This window comes from Rhodohalobacter sp. 614A (genome assembly GCF_021462415.1).
In the GTDB taxonomy this organism is placed as follows: domain Bacteria; phylum Bacteroidota; class Rhodothermia; order Balneolales; family Balneolaceae; genus Rhodohalobacter.
The window spans coordinates 1,023,544-1,041,105 of the sequence record NZ_JAKEDS010000002.1; the positions used below are offsets into that span (position 1 = coordinate 1,023,544).

The following is a 17,562-nucleotide window of genomic DNA, read 5'->3' on the forward strand; positions in this document are numbered from 1 at the left end:
TTAGAGGATGCATTTTAAATCCACTTGTTACAGAAATATTTTAAAAGTGGTTTATTTTTTTTTGAATAGAAAAGAGACCGCAGTGTTTCAGTATGAACTATTGACCAGGAATTCGTTTAAATCCCTTTTCTACATTCTCCAGGAAAGCCGGCATTTCCTTTGCTGAACCTTCCTCGATTGATCCCCTCCATTCCCAGGTGAACCATGTCAGGCCAATGATATCTTCATTTTCAGAGATGAAATCTACATACCAAATTGGTGCTTCATCAGGCGGCTGTCTCCACTTGTCATTGTAAAATGCCTGGCCGGTGATAACCCACTTTATATCCGGTGCCTTCCGTCGGCCAGCTTCGATCACCGATTGAAAATCTTCATAAAACTGCTCTTCGGTTTGAATATTTGCGTATGTACGGCCTGTAATCTCTTCCCGGTAAAACGGATAGTAATTGATAATTGCCACATCGAGATTTCGCGGATATTCCGAGTTTCGCCGGCGTTCGGTATGTGTTCGGGTAAATGAAAACGTGTAGCTAAATCTGTCATCAGTTTCTTTGGCGAAATCAATAATTGCTTCCATTTCCGGGCGTTTCCACCCTTTCGAAATGGGTTCATCAAGCAAAATGATAAACGGAATGCGCTTCGGGTCCACATCTTTCAGGCGACTGAGTTTGTTTCGCATCCGCTTTTCCCAGTTTCCATCGGGTTTAAAGTTGCCGATATATGGGATAATCTGGACACCGTCTGGTACATCACGAACATCATCTATATCAATTTTTACAGTATTTACGTGTGGGAAAATATCCGGTGAAACATAATCCCAAAATCCATACAAAATGGAACGAGGTTTTTCATTGGATTTCACTACTTTTTCTCCGGCCTCTGATCCTGACTCGTAACTTGTCTCCGGAGCCTGGCTATAAATAACAGCAGATGTAATCAAGAGTAATAATACTACCAGTAATTTCTTCATATATTTTCATTATTTCTTGATTGAGCACACTTCATAATACGGGCTTTTTCGCCATACCTGGCATGCACGTCTTCACTTTCCCGGATACCGAGACATATGTACCAAATATTATCATACATCCATAAAACAGTCTCCCGATGATTTCCGTTTAAACCGGTTGTAAATAAAGGGCCGTCATAAATATTTTCATAGGGTCCCAAAATATCATCACTTACGGCAATAGTGGCTCCTCGTCCCTCCTTTCCGTAAATCTTAAAGGATGTATAGTAATGGTCGCCATATTTCACAATTGGATCTTCCGGAATGCGCCCTTTGAAATCAACCCGCTCCCAGTTGGATTTTCCATCCCTTGATTTTATTACCACCCATTCATATTCGGCTGATGACCTCTGATTAGAAACAGAAATCGTAAGAACAAGGTAGGTTTCACCGTTGTATTTAAATGCATTTCTGGGATAAATTCTTCCGTGCACTTTAGGTGTAGAATTCTCAAAATCTATGAGATCACTATACATCACATGAAAATCATTGTGTGTGAGAAGTGGCTTATCTTTTTTATAATGCCACTCTACCATATCCTTACTCCACGCATATCCAACCGCCCGCATTCCATAGTAGCCTTTATCCCAGGCGGGTTCGGCGTCAGTGTAATAACAGATAAACTTCTCGCCATCCCAAAGTACTGCTCCCGGTGAAACTCTCCAGACATACTGCCATGGCTGGAAATTATCCATGACGGGATTTAAAGGAAAATCCTGCCAGTGAATACCATCTGAACTGGAAGCCAGGCTGCCGCGAACAGCTCCGCTCCACATCGAAGAATAGATCATTCCAACGCCAGTTTCCGTTTTAAACACATTGATTGGCGCCACTGCATTTCCCCAAATATCTTCTGGAAGCAGTAAATCATCATCAATTACCATCCAGTCATCCGGATTAGATGGCGGTGGATTCCCTTGATAATTGGTCGGAATACCTAAAAGTCCAGCACTTTGGACTTCACTTTGAAAGACAGCTTTATAGTTGAGAGCCTCCATCTGGAGAAATGAAGCAGGTACAGTAGTAAATGTGGTACAGAAAATCGTGAAGGTCAGAAGAAAGAATAGAGCTCCGATAAACCTTTTCATGTTGCTTACTTACACTGGTATCATTGAATCATCAAAACAACACAAAAATAACGACTATCCTGAAGTTTTTTTATACCGATTTAATGCAATGGTATAAAAAAGAATTCCCATTCCCACCAGAATAATCACCATATGTGAAATCTCCTGCCAGCCGGCTCCCTTCAACAATACCATTCTCATCATTTTGATGAACCAGGCCACTGGATTTGCCAGTGTAAGCTCCTGTGCCCAAACCGGCATGCTTTCAATGGGTGTAAACAGTCCGCCCATCAAAATAAACACGACCATAATAAACCAAGCAATAAACATGGCCTGTTGCTGGGTACTCGTAACTGTTGAAATAAATAGTCCAAGAGCTTGTATCACAATGAGATAAACTCCTGAAACAAATAAAATTAGCAAGAGACTTCCAAGGAATGGAATATTAAAACCATATCGGGCCAGGCCAAGGCCAATCAGTAAATCAACCATTCCAATAATCCAAAATGGAATGATTTTCCCCGTAATAAAATGGCTTTTTTTGATGGGCGTCACATTTAATTGTTCGATGGTTCCTATTTCCTGTTCCCGAACAATATTCATCCCGGAAAGGAACAATCCGATCATGGAAACCAGCACGACCAAAATTCCCGGCACCATATAGGTAATATAATCCAGATCGGGATTGTACCAGTTGATGGAGATGAGTTCTATTTGAGCGGGTGGTTGTAAAACATCAGACGAAATAAGCTGAACTTCCTGAACATGATTTTCATTAAAATCCCTGATGATGGATGAACTGTATGATTGAATCATTCCGGCTTTGGTTCCGTCCACAGCGTCAATCAGCATTTGAACGGGTGCAGGTTTGCCAGATAGAAAATCAGAATCAAAGTCTTTCGGGATCGTAAGAATCATATTCACGTCTCCACTTTGCAGTTTACTGAGTGCGTCCTTCTCACTGAACGTTTTATATTCAAGACGGAAATACCCGGTTGCCTGCAATTGTGCCGTTAATTCCCGCGAAAGAGATGACTGATCGTAATCCACCAATGCAAATGAAGCTTCTTTCAATTCGTAGGTTGCCGCAAAAGAGAGAACTAAAAGCTGAACAATCGGCATGGCAAAAAGAATTGGCAGCATCGCTTTATTGCGGAAAATCTGCAGAAACTCTTTCTGTAATATGAATTGAATGGTTCTCATTGCAGCCTCACTTTAAATCGTTTCATACTCAAACCCATAAACAACAAGGTAATTCCGAGCAAAATGAGAGTTTGGAACCAGAGAATATCTATGCCTCCACCCTTCAGCATAATGCTTCTCACGATGATCAGAAACCATTTTGCGGGAATAATGTGGCTGATTAACTGCAAGGGATACGGCATGCTGGAAACCGGAAAAATAAATCCGGAGAGAAGAACGGTTGGAAGCAAAAGGCCGGCCAGCGAAACCATCATTGCTGTCTGCTGATTATTTGAGACAGCAGAAATAAATACTCCAAGTGATAATGCCGTAAGAATAAAAAGAATCGCTTCGGCAAAGAAGAAAATGTATGAACCTTCAAAAGGTACATCAAAAACAAAGGTTGCAAGAATTAAAATGGTAAAAACATTTACAATTGATAAGACTAAGTACGGCAACACTTTACCAATAATAATCTGATAAGGTTTTAGAGGAGAAACAAGCAGGATTTCCATGTTCCCCATTTCCTTCTCGCGTGTGATGGAGATGGAGGTCATCAGTGTAGAAATCAGCATCAAAATAACAGCGATGAGTCCGGGCACAAATAGATTCACACTTCTGAGCTCAGGGTTATACATCATTCGAATTGTGGGGGAAATTCCAGCTCGCTCAACCGATCTGTCGGGAGATAAATCTCTGCTGAAATCCTGAACTATTTGAGAAGTATATGCCTGAAGAAGCCTGGCCAGATTTGGATCGGTAGCATCGGTAATCATCTGAATTTTTGCTGAGTTTGACCGAATCATTTTCTCGGTGAAATCATCCTCAAAAATTAAAACAGCTTTTACATTTCCCTGTTGAAAGAGCGGTTCAATTTCGCTGTAAGCATTCAGATAACCCGCAATATTAAAGGAAGGATTGGCCCCAATCTTTTGAATTAGCTGTTCCGTCACCGTATCTCTGGAAAAATCAAGAATGGCTACTTCCGCTTTTTGAATTTCATTACGAATCGCAAATCCAAACAAAACCATCATAATAACCGGCATCCCAAAAAGCACCAGCAGCGTCCGTTTATCGCGGTAAATCTGTTTAAACTCCTTCGTGATAAATCCCTTAAATGCGTTCATTTATATTTGGACCTACGTATTTGGTTGGGATTATTCTCCAGCAAAAAGGATTTGTTACTCGACATTTTCTGCACTCCTTGCAAGTTGAATAAAAACTTCTTCAATAGAGTCTGTCGAAAATGATTTCTTCAGCTCTTCGGGCGAATCGAGGGCTTCAATTTTCCCATCAACCATAATTGAAACCCGATCACAGTACTCAGCTTCGTCCATATAATGTGTGGTTACAAAAACAGTAATACCATCTTCCGAAGCCTTATAGATCATTTCCCAAAATTGCCGCCGTGTAACTGGATCAACACCTCCCGTTGGTTCATCCAAAAAAACAATGGTTGGTTCATGCAAAAGAGAGACCGAAAACGCCAATTTTTGCTTCCAGCCAAGGGGTAACGAACCAACCCGGATGTTTAAGGCTTCTTCAAGCCCTACTTTTTCCAATATTTCCAAGGATTTATCCTGAAGTGTCTTTTTCTCCAATCCGTAAACACCGCCATAAAAGCGGATGTTTTCTTTCACGGTAAGATCGTCATACAATGAAAACCGCTGACTCATATAACCGATTTTCTTTTTGATGGTTTCGGATTCTGAATAGATATCATGGCCGGATACCGATCCTTTTCCTGATGTTGGAGAAAGCAGGCCGGTCAGCATTTTCATTGCCGTTGTTTTTCCCGCTCCATTTGCTCCAAGAAAACCAAAAATCTCACCCCGGTTCACTTCAAAACTGATATGATCCACCGCCGTGAAATCGCCGAACATTTTTGTCAAATCACTGGTTTTAATTGCGGCTTCAGCCATTGTTTCCCTCCTTCTCCATCAGATCCATAAATGTATCTTCTATGCCGGGTTCAATTTTTTGGATGGATGCATCGGCAATTCCCTGATTTTTCAGATACTGTTCAATTTCGTTGGTATCGGGATTTTCACGTTCATCCGAATAATGAACCGACTCCCCGAACGGATGAACCGATTTCGTATGTTCAAACTGCTTTAAAGCCTGAATCAGACGAAATCGTTTTTTTGATTTTATTCCAAAAAGTGGCGCAGAAAATGATTTGGCAACTGCAGCCGGAGTACTGATTTTGAGAATTTTTCCATCCTGAACCAGCGCAACCCTGTCACATTGATCCGCTTCATCCATATAAGGCGTGGAAGCAATGATAGTGATTCCCTCATTTTTCAGACCATGAAGCATCTCCCAAAATTCTTTTCTTGAGACAGCATCCACACCGGTTGTCGGCTCGTCGAGAACCAACAATTTTGGCTTATGAATAAGTGCACAGCTTAAAGCCAGCTTCTGTTTCATCCCACCGGACAAAGCTCCCGCCAGTCTATTTTTAAACGGTTCGAGTTGCTTATAAATCGGCTCTACCAATGCATAATTATCCTCGAGAGTGGTTCCAAAAACTGAGGCGAAAAAACGGATATTCTCTTCTACACTTAAATCCTGATAGAGCGAAAAACGCCCCGGCATATATCCTAAAATGGGTCGGATTTTTCTGTAATCATCAACCACATCCATGCCGAAAACCCTGGCAACACCTGAATCAGGTTTTAACAGCGTAGTGATAATTCGAAACAGTGTGGTTTTTCCGGCACCGTCCGGTCCAATCACTCCAAATAACTCGCCCTCACCCAGCTGGAATGAAACATCTCGAAGAGCCTGAACATCGCCGTAAGCCTTTTCCACATCCGATATTTCAACAACAGGTGCCACTTATTCTTGTTGATGGATTTCTTCAAGTTCATCTATGGTCTGCTGAACAAACTTCTCTATCGCATGATCAATCTGTTTCCATAATTCTAAAAACTTTAGCCAAATCATATGTATAAACTCATGGTTATTTGGATTCATATCTCTTTACACATTTTGTTATTCTTGATTTTCATTTTCTTCAAACCGAATTTCTCCGGGCATACCGATTTTAATTCTTCCTTCAGGATTATCAACATGTACTTTTACAGCATATACCTGTGTCACCCTTTCTTCTTTTGTCTGGATCATTCTCGGAGTGAATTCGGCTTCGGATGCAATCCAGCTCACCTGGCCGGATACCAGATAGTTTTCCGTTTCATTTTCATCAAAAAGAACTTCTACCGTTTGACCGAGTTGAACATTTCCGAGCTGTGCACCTGAGATGTATACACGAAGAATCATCTCATCGAGATTTGCAATTCTGTATAAGGGCCGCCCCATTAAAACGAGTTCATGTTCTTCAGCAAAAGTACTCAGAACAGTTCCATTTACAGGGTTTAAAATCGCAGCCTGTTTAATTTGATGGTTGATTTGCGCAATTCTCGCTTCCGTTCGGGTTCTTTCTTTGGTTACGGACTGCTTGTCCACTTCTATCGCTTCAATCTGTCGTTGCAGCGTGCTGACACGACCTTCAGCGGACTCTAATTGCTGTTGTGTAGCTGCCTGATCTTGTCTCAGCGCCTGAATGCGATCCAACTCTTTTTGAGCGGTTTCAAGCTGAGATTGCAAAACTCGTTTCTGGGCATCCAGCTTGTCTGTGTTACTCCGGATTGATTCTACCGCAGCCTCCAATTCAACTTTTTGGAGATGAAGGCTTGTGGTATCAACAACACCAACCTGTTCACCTTGCAGCAGTTCATCTCCCTCTTCCACATCAAACTGAACCAACCTGCCGTTTGTCTCTGCCGAAATTACAATTTCCTCCGCTTCAAACTGTCCAAATGCATCAGATTCATCCCCATTTGAGCAGGAAACCACTAAAAGTAATCCTGATGCAATGAGTATCCACTGTTTTAATTCCATGTCCAACCCTGTTCTGTTTCGTAGTTAATGATTGCCTGAACTCTCATAATTTTTCGGAGTTCCAGTTGAAGTTCTGCCCTGTACTGATCGTTAAGCGCAGAGATATAATCGGTTACGGTATTCGACCCTTCATCTACAAGACTCCGCTTTTCTTCGGCCACCTGTCGTAGTAATTCAAGGATTTCCTGATCTTTTTGTATCTGTTCTTCAATTGATTGAATTTCTTTTTTTAGCCGGTTCAGCGCAGCATTCTGTTGGCGGTTGAACAGTGTTCGATCTTCGGAGAGCTGTTTTTGTTGAAGATCAAATACATCCGTTTTAACAGAAGCATTCCGTGCACTTTTCAGGCTCCAACGCGCCTGGACTCCAACAATCCAGTTAAACTGCAAGTCATCTTCAAACATGTTGAATCCCGGACGGCCATAGGAAGGACGGACAAAAACTGAAACTGTAGGAAGTTTATTGGCATCAGAAAGGTTTTTTTGAGTTCCAAGAAATTCCTGTCTTGCTTCGATCATTGCCAATTCGGGCCTCAGAATATCCTGATTTTGAAGCTCCCAATTTTCTTTTTCCGGGAGTTCCAGTTTATAAGTCAGAAATTCGTCCGTTCCCAGAATTTCTGCCAGTGATTCCAACCCCACCATTATATCATAGTGAATTTTTGTAAGGTCTTGTTCTCTCTTCAAAATCTCCGCCCGAAGAGAAGATTCATTTCCCGGAAGTAAAACTCCGTTCTCAACCCGGCTTTTGACAAGTTCAAGCTGCTCTTCCAGGTCAGAAATAACAGTTTCATGGATTTTCATCTGTACCTGCAAAATCAGTATCCCAAAATAAACCCGATCAACCTGTTCTTTAATCGTTAATAGATCCGATTCCATGGAAGCTTCGTTCATCTCTCCTGAATCCTGCTCCAGTTGTTTTGCCGCACTTGTCCGGCCTCCATCAAAGATGGGTTGAGTAATGTTCAATGCAATGTTGTAATGATCCTTGCTGAAATTTGGGATATCCAGGTTTGGCATATCCAACGGAAAATTCACCACATCCGATTGATAACTGGCACTGGCTTCCAACTGAACATCCGGATACCACCCGGATTGAGCAATTCTCTGATTCAAATTCGTAATCTGGCGATTCATTCGGATCTTATCAGTCACAGGGTTTTCTGTGTATAAAATGTCGTAGCATTTTTCCAGGCTCAGAATTTTCATTTCTGATTGAGCAAACACATTCATAAACATCCATGCGGAGATAGATAGTAAAGTCAGAAATCGCTTCATGGCTGAACTCCATTGAAAATGATTTCAGGAACAAGATCTTTCCTCTCCTCCAGAAATTGATCGAACTGCTCATCATCCAAAGAAAAAAGAGTCTGAACCATTGTTCTGGCGATAACCGGCATCAGGCAAAGAGATACAATATTGATGAGAAAATGGATTGGTTTCATCGGTAAGATCTTTCCCTGATCAATCTCATCCTGAAGCTGGTTGGCAAATTTGGATGGAATTTCGATCTCCAGAGATGAAATAAACTCCTTAAACCGTTTTGGGTGTTGATTCATCTCATGAATAACAAACGATGGCAGGTATGGATTTTTTCTAAACATGGTGTAATAAAACTCAACTACCCTCTTCACCTTGGCTTGGAGCTCATCATCAGATGAAAGAATGGATACCAATCCAGGAAAAATTTTCTTCACGCTTGACTGGAATACTTCCAGAAATAATTTCTCTTTGCTTCGGTAATAATAATGAAGCATGGATTTGTTAATATCGGCTTCGTCTGCAATTTCCTGCATCCGCGCTCCGGCAAATCCCTTCTCCTGGAATACTCGCTGTGCTGCTAAAAAGATTTGTTCTTCGGTCTGTTTCTCTAAAGGCATAACTTTTTTTATTAATTCTTTTGCAATTTAAAACCTTTAACTAAATAATTCAACCATTTGGTTAAACTATATAGTTACAAATCAGAAATTCTTAATTGTGGTACTTGATAAAAATTTTTTTAGCTTAAAAAATTCTTAAATCAAATCGTTTATTTTGTCGCAGACAACCCTCCTGTTCCATCGAATCAGTTATTTGCAATATCCGTGTATGATTGCGGCCAACATCATCATCCTTTACTCTTTACTTACTGACCTTCAAAGCCTCTTCTACTTTTTCAATCAGGCGTTAGTTTTAATGGGATTGGGAATTAGCTTTTCCACTTTGCAGGATACCACAACAACTCAGAATGAATCTTCTAAACGTATTTGGCAGGACCCCGTTAAAGGCAAAAGATTCATCACGGCGAGTACTACCGTTACATTTCTTATTATTTTTATAGGAATAATTGGTTTGTTTTTACCTTTTGAATCCGTTTTCAAACAGATATCAATAGGATTAATTGCTTTGGGAATTGGCCTGATAGGCATGGTAAAAGCAATGATTGAAATGTTTGAGAACCATCGGCTGGATAAAAATCCAAAACATGCAGATTAATTTGAAGACTTACTATTAAATGAAGGAAACCACAGAACACGATTCAATCTTTCATAAAGAAGACGGGTTAACCAGAACTATCGGGGTTTGGGGACTTAGCGCCAACATGGTAAATATTATTGTCGGGGCGGGAATTTTTGTATTACCGGCAATTGTAGCCGCCGGATTAGGTTCTGCAAGTATCACAGCCTACCTGTTTTGTGGAATTTTAATTGCCCTTGTAATGCTTTGTTTTGCTGAGGCCGGCAGTGAAGTAACGGATTCAGGCGGCCCGTACACCTATATAGAATCGGCATTTGGCCCATATATTGGTTTTTTAACGGCCATCCTTTTTTTGGTATCAACCCTTAGTGCTGATGCCGCAGTAGCCAATGCCGTAGCGGATATACTTTCGGGCTGGTTTCCTCAGCTCCAGGAACAATGGCTGCGAATTCTGTTCTTCTTTTTGGTTTTTGGTTCACTCACGTGGATTAATATCCGGGGAGCAAAACAGGGAATTGGATTGGTTGCAATTTCCACAATTGCAAAACTCGCTCCACTACTTGTATTGGTTTTATTTGGCTGGAAGGATGTAACGATGGCTAATCTTACATGGGAGTCAATTCCGGAAATAAGCGATATCGGGCAAATGTCTTTAATTCTCTTCTTTGCATTTATGGGAGCCGAAAGTGGCCTCTCGGTGGGTGGTGAAATTAAGAATCCCCAAAAAACTGTACCGAAAGCTATCTTTATCGCAATTTCAGGGGTTTTGCTTTTGTATATATTTTTGCAAACCGTATCCCAAGGAATTCTTGGAGATTCATTGGCTTCATTCCAGGAAAATCCCCTGGCAGAAGTTGGCAATCAACTATTTGGTCCGATTGGATTAACTCTAATTTCCATTGGAGCTGCCGTATCCATGTTTGGAAATTTAAGTGGTGAAATCTTAAGCGTTCCCCGGGTTCTTTTTGGTGCTGCCCGTGATAAAGTGATTCCGATCCCGGTTTTAACCCAAATCCATCCAAAATTTTCTACACCTTATATTTCAATTATCGTGTATGCTTCAATTGGATTTTTACTTGCAACTTTTGGAGGATTTGAAGCTCTTGCGATCGTCTCCAGTGCAGCAATTTTACTTGTTTATTTAGGAGTGGCCCTTGCTGTTATCAAATTACGAAATGAAGTCCCTGGTGATTTAGAAACCTTTCGAATCCCAGGCGGTTATACAGTTCCGATTCTGGCTTCAATGATTATCATTTGGTTTTTATCAAACCTGACGGGACAGGAACGAAATTCGATGCTCATCCTTCTGTCCATTTTAACCGTCATCTATTTCGGAATCCGATGGGTTCGCAACCATAATACTGCTAAATAAATAACCGGCTCATATACAGCCACTTAATCTGGAAGAGATCCATATTCTCAATAAAATAATCTTAAAAGCACGATGCTATTCACAAATCCCCATTTCAGGGCGAAGTGATTTTTTCCAACGTGAGAAAAAAAATAATGGCAGAGTTATCAAAATAATAGCAAGTTACAGGCTTGGCATGCAGTTTGTTTAATCCATTCTTGCAACCAAGTGCCTGTTTAGGTATCATCACTTATTTGAGGTAACATCAGAAATTGTAATCAAATCATCTTGAAATATGGCGAACGGTACGCAAGTTGCCCAGCATGACTTTTTCGGTCATCCGCGGGGTCTATCTACTCTATTTTTTACCGAACTATGGGAACGTTTCAGCTATTATGGAATGCGGGCTCTCCTGGTTCTTTTTATGACGGCAGAAGCTATTGGCAATAATCCCGGGCTTGGCTTTAGTGTTGGCAAAGCTACAGCTGTTTATGGCCTCTATACTTTTTTTGTTTATGTATTGTCACTTCCAGGCGGTTGGATAGCTGATAAAATGTGGGGCCAACGAAAAGCAGTGTTTGTAGGTGGTTGTATTATTGCCGCCGGTCACTTCAGTATGGCGCTTCCAAATATTGAGTTTTTCTACGTTGGACTTGGTTTAATTGTACTCGGTACCGGACTGCTGAAACCAAACGTCAGCTCAATGGTTGGCGACTTATATCCGGAAGGTGGTGCACGACGCGATGCCGGTTTCTCAATTTTCTATATGGGGATTAACTTCGGTGCTATTTTGGGTCCCCTGCTCTGCGGCCTTTTAGGAGAAGGTTACAACTGGCACTACGGGTTTTCCCTGGCGGGTATCGGAATGGTTTTTGGATTGATCTCTTACAAAATTGGCGGAAAATATTTAGGTACAGCTGGTGACTTAAAAACAGGAGAATCCGATGAAGTAATTAATAAAAGAAGTCGTCGCTTTTATGTGACGATATCTGTTATAGCTGCCATTCTTGTATTGTTTGGCTTCATGTGGAGTTCAGGAGCTCTGACTATAACGCTTGAGTCTTTGGCCGCTTATCTTGGATACGCTGCTGTGGCAATTACCATAGGCTTCTTTGCTTATATCATTTTCTTTGGCGGCCATACCAAAGACGAAAAGAAAAAACTGGGCGTCATTTTCTGGCTGTTTATTTTAGCTGCCCTTTTCTGGAGTGGGTTTGAACAAGCTGGTTCTTCGTTGAACCTTTTTGCAGCAGATTTAACTGATCGTTCATTTGGCCCAAGTCCTTTTCTTGCTGACTGGGGAGCTTTTTTGATCACACTTTTACTTGCAATCCCCACTTTTTATGTAGCTTATCGTGTTATTAAAAGAAATGATATATGGAGTGTTGCCAAGATTGTTGTGGGCATCTCTTCGGCTGCTGTAATCATACTGCTTTTCTGGTTATTTCACAGAATCGGTATTGGTTGGGAAATTCCGGCTAGCACACTTCAGTTGATAAATCCGACCTTCATTGTGATTTTTGCACCCATCTTCGGTTTTATGTGGACGTGGCTGGCTGCGCGAAATGCGAACCCATCCATTCCCGTAAAATTTGGAATGGGACTTTTGGGATTGTCCGCCGGATTCTTTGTTCTTTCCTGGGGTGCTGCAAATGCCTCCACCACGAATTTGGTATCACCGGCATGGCTGGTGGTTACCTACTTTCTTCATACTGCTGGTGAGCTCTGCCTCTCTCCTGTTGGCCTTTCGTCCATGACCAAGCTTGCACCAAAATCACGAGTCAGCCAGATGATGGGAATTTGGTTTGTAGCTGCGGCTCTCGGCAATCTATTTGCAGGATTGATCGCCGGTCAGCTCGAAACACTCGCCCCTGACAGCCTCTTTTGGAGTGTTGCGCTGATTGTAGGCGGCGGCGGTATAGTAGCTCTGCTTGCAGCACCTCCTATCAAGAAACTTATGGGAGATGTTGAATAGGTTTAAAAGGCAGGAATAAATCAGAAATAAAAAAAGGCTTCCCAGCTACAAGGAAGCCTTTTGTCTGACAGTTTAGTTGAGCAAAAAGAACGGGTCTTCCGCTAAGTTTCGGAAAACCGAGGTCATTGTTCTTTCTTTGATGTCAGACTTAATACACTATCACTGGGATTCGCCTCCAAAATCCGGACAATTGATTTATGCCCATTTTGTTTGGCCCATTTTAAGGCATTTTCTCCATCTCTGTTAACAAGATCTTGCGCATCATTTTTCAATAATAAATTAACCACATCAAAATGACCTTTTGCAGCTGCAAGCATTAATGGAGTAACACCCGTTTCACTCATTATATTTATATCTGTTCTATTGGCAATGAGAGAAACCATCACATCATAATTCCCGGTTAATGCAGCAACGTGTGCGGAGTTCATACGATCAGAATTCTCAAAATTGGGATTTGCCCCGGCTTTTAAAAGAATATCCACAACTGCATTTTTACCTTTAATAATGGCGATATTCAATGAAGTATTGTTGTTGTCATTCACTTGGTTAACATCTGCACCAGAATGAATCAATTGTTGCACCATCTCTTCATTGCCAATGCTTACCGCGTAATGAAGCAGGTTATTTCCATTGCCATTCTTAATATTAATATCACCACCGTCTTTTACGAATTGTTCAACTTTGGCGGGCTGGTTATTTTTTACCGCTTCAAACAACTGCGCAGTGTCTTGTGCTTTAACAACTACATGCGAAGTCATCAATAAAATCAAGAGTGAAAGAGTCCGAAAAGCTTTTTGTTTTCTCATGTGCAATCTCCGTCTAATTTTGGGGTTTGTTTAGTTTTTATAATTGAGCAAAATCATTTCCTGATCTGTTTCGGGGTACGCCACATCTAAAAAAAAGGTTTCAAAAAAGATTTATGAAAAAGCGATTTTTTAAAATCTTGAGGTGTACCCTTTCTTCAGACGATTCATTTCTGAAAAAAGTTTTTAACTACTTCGATAGGGAGACGGATAAAAAAATGAAACGTTACCGAATTTTTTTCCAATACCTGAAAACGGCAATATTTTGGGGAGATAGTTTATAAGAAATACAAACCTCTTCTCTTTTGTTTGATGCAAAAAGATCAATTATCATAAAGAGAGATTGAATCAAAAATTATCGCCTAAAGAATGTTCGACTTAATCTTTGACCACTACACCATAAAAGTTAGGAATCTTGATGCCAGCGCCACGTTTTACAAAAAGGTGTTGGGGCTGAAAGAAATTACAAACCGAACTCAAAAATCGTATATACGGTGGTTTTCGATGGGTGACGGCAGCGAATTACATATTGTTGAGGGAGATTCCGACAGGATAAAAACCAATGTTGGTGTACACCTTGCTCTTCGGCTTAAAAATTTTGATGAATTTCTCTCGCATCTCAGTCGGCATAATATCAATCAACATAATTCAAAAGGAATTCGGGATAGCATAACTACTCGAGCCGATGGCATTCGTCAAGTCTATTTCCAGGATCCTGATGGGTATTGGATCGAGGTGAATGAAGCAGGTACACTTTCAAATGAGTAAATCGAATCCTCAATTAGTGAGTCGTATTTAAAAAATTACCCCTTCCCTTTAAACTTCGAGTAGCCATAAACGATTGCTGCAAGAATCAACACCACGAGAATAATTGCAGTCCAGAAACCGGCTTCAAAAATTCCCACTACAATATCACAGCCGGGCAGAAATAAGAACAGGTTCAAACAGAAGAGCAGAAACAGGTTTCTTTTATTCATAAATGTTTTGATAAATAGTTCTATGGTTGAATCAAAAAATCTCTCTCAATATCATTTCAAAACAGATGAAATACAAGTGTCTTTAAGTGGCAAATAATTTAGATTTCAATCAACTTTCTCAACTCAATTCAAAGTATTTATTCAGACCCAACAATCCGTCCAGTCAAGAAACATGTGAATCAGGAGGCCGAGTCCCACCAGCTGCACAATTCTCATTGTTGATTCTTTATCGGTTTTTTTAGTGAATATTCTATAACCCCAAGGAAACAAAAACATCAAACCATAAAAAAGAATGGCTGGAGTTGTATGTAAGGGATGAAAATTTATGGAGCATCTGTTCGGATCATAAATCGGATCGGCCAGCAGATGATCCAAATCAACGATCATAGTCAAAATCATAATGAGCGCAGCGTTCAACCATCTTTTTTTATAGAAAGTAAATCCTACGATGAAAGGAACAACGAAATGCAGAAAAATGTGAAGCATTAATACAATACTAATCTGTCGGTAACTACACGTGTTGATCTACCAAAATCGGATTTCCGTCCGGATCAACAATCACAAAACTGGCCGGACCTTCCGTGGATTCGTCAGCTTCCGTGTCGAATTCAATTCCGCTCTCTTTCAAATTTTTTTGAAGCTCCCGAACGTCAGTAAACGATTCGAGTTTTTCAGCATCCTGATTCCAGCCGGGGTTGAAAGTCAGGATATTTTTATCAAACATTCCCTGGAAAAGTCCGATGATATAATCGCCATTTTTCATGATTAGCCAGTTCTGCTCAAGATGTCCCCCGAATTCTTCAAATCCCAGTTTTTCGTAAAACTCTTTTGAGGCTTTGATGTCCTTCACGGCCAGGCTGATTGAAAAAGCTCCTAATTGCATTTTCTTTCTTTTTTTATTTGTGGTTGAAGTCAGATTATTTGCCAATCTGCATCAATTTTTCTTTAATCACAACCAGACTCCCGAAAATTTCTCGATGGAAAATTATCCATTTTTGTGATGCTATCGTTTGCCTGAAGAATTGTAAAAGCCTATAATATTTGCGGTTTTAAACGGGGCAAATCTTCTTTCCATGAATCAAAAATCCATTGCAGTTCTCCCTTTCGTAAATATGAGTTCCGATTCCGGAAACGAATATTTTAGCGATGGTATGACAGAGGAAATCATCAACGCACTGGCTGGTATTCAGGAATTGAAAGTAACGGCCCGAACCTCTTCTTTCGCCTTCAAAAACCGACAGGTAGATGTTCGCCACATCGGAAACCAACTTGGAGTTTCAACTGTACTGGAAGGCAGTATTCGGAAAATTAAAGACCGTGTCAGAATCTCCGCACAGCTTATCCGTACGGATGACGGCTTTCATATCTGGTCGGAAAAATATGACCGAAACCTTGTGCATATTTTTGAACTTCAGGATGAAATCAGCCTGGCCATCGCCGAAAAAATCAGGGAGAACTTTGGACATTTTGAAGTGCAGGATCATTTGGTTAAAGAAGGAACCAAAAATGTAAATGCATACGATGCGTATCTCCAGGGGCGATTTTATGAATTAAAATGGAATCACCAAGCCACGAAAAGAGCTATCGAACATTATAAAGATAGTATTCGGCTTGATTCCCAAAATCCCAGGCCATACTTCAGTATTGTTCAGTGCTACATTACGTTAACTTTCTGGAATGCCATCAACAAGCAAGAGGGAATCCGCCATGCAGAATTTTATCTTTCAAAAGGTGCTGAAATCAACAAGAACCTTCCGGAATATCACCTAGCTTGTGCCGCTCAAAAAATTATGCTTCAATGGGATGCCACAGGATCATACGACTATTTCAAAAAGGTACTTACTCAGAATCCAAACCATTCCGAAGCGCTGGAATCACTGGCGGGGTTGTATATCACGGTGGGTTCATTTGATGAAGCCTTGCAACACATCAGCAAAGCATTGGAAGTGAACCCACTCTCTCCCAATCATATATTTCTGAAAGGCAACATCTATTACTTCGCTGGAAAATATGAGAAAGCCATCGGCATGATGGAAAAAGTATTGAATCTGGATCCAAATTGGATATTTGCTATTCAGATAAAAGCAGCCTGTTTAGTACTGCAAGGGAGAAAAGAAGTGTTTGAGGATTTCATTAACTCTTACAGTCATCTGAATTTTTCCAAGTACTACAAAAACCTCTTCAGTTTGCTTCACGAACATAAGGACCTGGATATTGAATTGGCTGATGATATTGATTCTGAATACCAGCCCTGGGAACTCTATTTTTATACGCTTCGAGGCAATTTTAACGAAGCTCTGCAAAAACTGAGATGGGGTTTGAATAACCAAATTGGTCAATATTATTGCCACCGGTTTGACCCGTTTTTGAGCGAGTTAAGACAGCAGCAAGAGTACCGGAAACTGGAAGCTGAGACTAAAATCACACTCCCTCTTCTGAGCAGAGAACTTCAGACTGATCAGGAATCTGTTCCTCTTATTTCAGACGATGAAGAAGTACAACGATTGAGCAAAAATTTACGGTTTATCATGAGTGAGGAACAGCTTTACCTTCAGCAGGATCTCTCACTAAAAAGCCTGGCGGATCATTTGGATACCACGGCAAACAAGCTCTCATGGCTTATCAATGAAACCATGAATATAAATTTCAACGATTTTGTGAATGGATACCGGCTGCAAGCTTTCCAGGAAAAAGCAACAGATCCCAAGAACCAAAACTTCACTTTACTCGGCCTTGCCTTCGAAAGCGGCTTCAACTCTAAATCCGCTTTTAATGATTATTTCAAAAAGAAAACCGGGGCAACTCCAAGAATCTGGTTGAAAAATCATCAGTAAAATTT

General features: G+C 40.7%; 18 protein-coding genes. 5 read left to right on the forward strand and 13 right to left on the reverse strand.

Annotated elements, in window-relative coordinates; genetic code table 11:
- Window positions 1-97 precede the first annotated feature (97 nt).
- The 9 genes from L0B18_RS13120 to L0B18_RS13160 all read right to left on the reverse strand — a co-directional run bounded on the left by L0B18_RS13120 (window position 98) and on the right by L0B18_RS13160 (window position 9,040).
- Complete coding sequence (locus L0B18_RS13120; protein ID WP_234572241.1) at window positions 98-970, reverse strand: hypothetical protein; 873 nt, start codon at window positions 968-970, stop codon at window positions 98-100.
- Window positions 967-2,097, reverse strand: coding sequence for a hypothetical protein (locus tag L0B18_RS13125; RefSeq protein ID WP_234572242.1), 1,131 nt, complete (start codon window positions 2,095-2,097; stop codon window positions 967-969). The genes L0B18_RS13120 and L0B18_RS13125 overlap by 4 nt, the downstream gene beginning before the upstream one ends.
- 54 nt (window positions 2,098-2,151) lie before the next feature.
- Window positions 2,152-3,279, reverse strand: a complete 1,128-nt coding sequence (locus L0B18_RS13130; RefSeq protein ID WP_234572243.1) for an ABC transporter permease — start codon at window positions 3,277-3,279, stop codon at window positions 2,152-2,154.
- Window positions 3,276-4,385: an ABC transporter permease gene (locus tag L0B18_RS13135; protein ID WP_234572244.1), complete on the reverse strand. Its 1,110-nt coding sequence runs from the start codon at window positions 4,383-4,385 to the stop codon at window positions 3,276-3,278. The genes L0B18_RS13130 and L0B18_RS13135 overlap by 4 nt, the downstream gene beginning before the upstream one ends.
- A gap of 54 nt (window positions 4,386-4,439) precedes the next feature.
- Window positions 4,440-5,180: an ABC transporter ATP-binding protein gene (locus tag L0B18_RS13140; RefSeq protein ID WP_234572245.1), complete on the reverse strand. Its 741-nt coding sequence runs from the start codon at window positions 5,178-5,180 to the stop codon at window positions 4,440-4,442.
- The gene (locus L0B18_RS13145) at window positions 5,173-6,099 is read right to left on the reverse strand and encodes an ABC transporter ATP-binding protein (RefSeq protein WP_234572246.1); all 927 of its coding nucleotides are present in this window, start codon (window positions 6,097-6,099) and stop codon (window positions 5,173-5,175) included. Before L0B18_RS13145 ends, L0B18_RS13140 begins: the two co-directional genes overlap by 8 nt.
- Before the next feature lie 156 nt (window positions 6,100-6,255).
- Window positions 6,256-7,161: an HlyD family secretion protein gene (locus L0B18_RS13150; RefSeq protein WP_234572247.1), complete on the reverse strand. Its 906-nt coding sequence runs from the start codon at window positions 7,159-7,161 to the stop codon at window positions 6,256-6,258.
- Window positions 7,152-8,438, reverse strand: coding sequence for a TolC family protein (locus tag L0B18_RS13155; protein WP_234572248.1), 1,287 nt, complete (start codon window positions 8,436-8,438; stop codon window positions 7,152-7,154). Before L0B18_RS13155 ends, L0B18_RS13150 begins: the two co-directional genes overlap by 10 nt.
- Entirely contained in the window at window positions 8,435-9,040 is a 606-nt protein-coding gene (locus tag L0B18_RS13160) for a TetR/AcrR family transcriptional regulator (RefSeq protein WP_234572249.1), read from the reverse strand. The genes L0B18_RS13155 and L0B18_RS13160 overlap by 4 nt, the downstream gene beginning before the upstream one ends.
- A gap of 154 nt (window positions 9,041-9,194) precedes the next feature.
- On the opposite strand from L0B18_RS13160, the gene L0B18_RS13165 reads away from it, so the two are divergent.
- From L0B18_RS13165 to L0B18_RS13175, 3 genes are all read left to right on the forward strand, one after another.
- Window positions 9,195-9,635, forward strand: coding sequence for a hypothetical protein (locus L0B18_RS13165; protein ID WP_234572250.1), 441 nt, complete (start codon window positions 9,195-9,197; stop codon window positions 9,633-9,635).
- A gap of 19 nt (window positions 9,636-9,654) precedes the next feature.
- A complete protein-coding gene (locus L0B18_RS13170; RefSeq protein ID WP_234572251.1) occupies window positions 9,655-10,989 on the forward strand; it encodes an APC family permease in 1,335 nt (444 codons plus the stop codon).
- A 274-nt stretch (window positions 10,990-11,263) separates the two neighbouring features.
- The gene (locus L0B18_RS13175) at window positions 11,264-12,943 is read left to right on the forward strand and encodes a peptide MFS transporter (protein WP_234572252.1); all 1,680 of its coding nucleotides are present in this window, start codon (window positions 11,264-11,266) and stop codon (window positions 12,941-12,943) included.
- 122 nt (window positions 12,944-13,065) lie between these two features.
- On the opposite strand, the gene L0B18_RS13180 is transcribed toward L0B18_RS13175, so the two are convergent.
- Window positions 13,066-13,749, reverse strand: coding sequence for an ankyrin repeat domain-containing protein (locus L0B18_RS13180; protein ID WP_234572253.1), 684 nt, complete (start codon window positions 13,747-13,749; stop codon window positions 13,066-13,068).
- A gap of 366 nt (window positions 13,750-14,115) precedes the next feature.
- On the opposite strand from L0B18_RS13180, the gene L0B18_RS13185 reads away from it, so the two are divergent.
- A complete protein-coding gene (locus tag L0B18_RS13185) occupies window positions 14,116-14,514 on the forward strand; it encodes a VOC family protein (protein ID WP_234572254.1) in 399 nt (132 codons plus the stop codon).
- Window positions 14,515-14,549: 35 nt separating this feature from the next.
- Here the strand turns inward: L0B18_RS13185 and L0B18_RS13190 are convergent, their stop codons facing one another.
- From L0B18_RS13190 to L0B18_RS13200, 3 genes are all read right to left on the reverse strand, one after another.
- Window positions 14,550-14,723, reverse strand: a complete 174-nt coding sequence (locus tag L0B18_RS13190; protein ID WP_234572255.1) for a hypothetical protein — start codon at window positions 14,721-14,723, stop codon at window positions 14,550-14,552.
- A 141-nt stretch (window positions 14,724-14,864) separates the two neighbouring features.
- Complete coding sequence (locus L0B18_RS13195) at window positions 14,865-15,224, reverse strand: DUF6122 family protein (RefSeq protein ID WP_370647588.1); 360 nt, start codon at window positions 15,222-15,224, stop codon at window positions 14,865-14,867.
- Between the two features lie 10 nt (window positions 15,225-15,234).
- Window positions 15,235-15,606, reverse strand: coding sequence for a VOC family protein (locus L0B18_RS13200; protein ID WP_234572257.1), 372 nt, complete (start codon window positions 15,604-15,606; stop codon window positions 15,235-15,237).
- 190 nt (window positions 15,607-15,796) lie between these two features.
- Between L0B18_RS13200 and L0B18_RS13205 the strand changes: the two genes are divergently transcribed.
- A complete protein-coding gene (locus L0B18_RS13205) occupies window positions 15,797-17,557 on the forward strand; it encodes a helix-turn-helix domain-containing protein (protein WP_234572258.1) in 1,761 nt (586 codons plus the stop codon).
- The last annotated feature ends 5 nt before the right edge of the window (window positions 17,558-17,562 follow it).